The following is a 649-nucleotide window of genomic DNA, read 5'->3' on the forward strand; positions in this document are numbered from 1 at the left end:
TGCTCGGCCAGCGCCAGCGCGCGCGCCGCGCCGAAGTTGGCCAGCACGCCCTTGAGGCTGTGCACCGCGCGCGTGCTGCGCGGCACGTCGCCGGCGTCCAGCGCCTCGCCCAGCTCCCACCACAGCTGCGGGCCGTCGTGCAGGAACAGCGCGGCCAGCTCCAGCAACAACTCGGCGTCGCCGTCCAGCCGCTTGAGCGCGCCGCGCCAGTCCAGCAGCAGGTGGCCGCTGTCGGGCTGGTAGCGCAGCAGCATCGCGCGCAGCTGCTGGCTGTCGACCGGCTTGGCCAGGTAGTCGTCCATGCCGGCCTCCAGGCAGCGCTCGCGGTCGCCGGCCATGGCGCGCGCGGTCATCGCGATGATGGGCACGTGGCCGCCCTGCGCCGCCTCGCGCTGGCGGATCTGGCGGGTGGCGGCCAGGCCGTCCAGGCCCGGCATCTGCACGTCCATCAGGATCAGGTCGTGGTCGCCGTGGCTCGCGCGCTCCAGCACGGCCAGGCCGCTGTCGACCAGCGTGACGCGGTGGCCCAGCTTTTCCAGCAGCCGCACCGCCAGCCGCTGGTTGACCGGATTGTCCTCGGCCAGCAGCACGCGCAGGCCGCCGGGCGCGGACTCGCCGACGCCGGCGGGCGCGGGTGCGGCGGACGCGG

General features: G+C 75.5%; 1 protein-coding gene. It reads right to left on the reverse strand.

The features are described from left to right. The coding region (locus GTP90_RS35965) for a response regulator (RefSeq protein WP_161087955.1) at positions 1–649 on the reverse strand (649 nt) is incomplete at both ends.

Origin of the sequence: Duganella vulcania, from assembly GCF_009857655.1 — a bacterium.
Lineage (GTDB): Bacteria > Pseudomonadota > Gammaproteobacteria > Burkholderiales > Burkholderiaceae_D > Rugamonas > Rugamonas vulcania.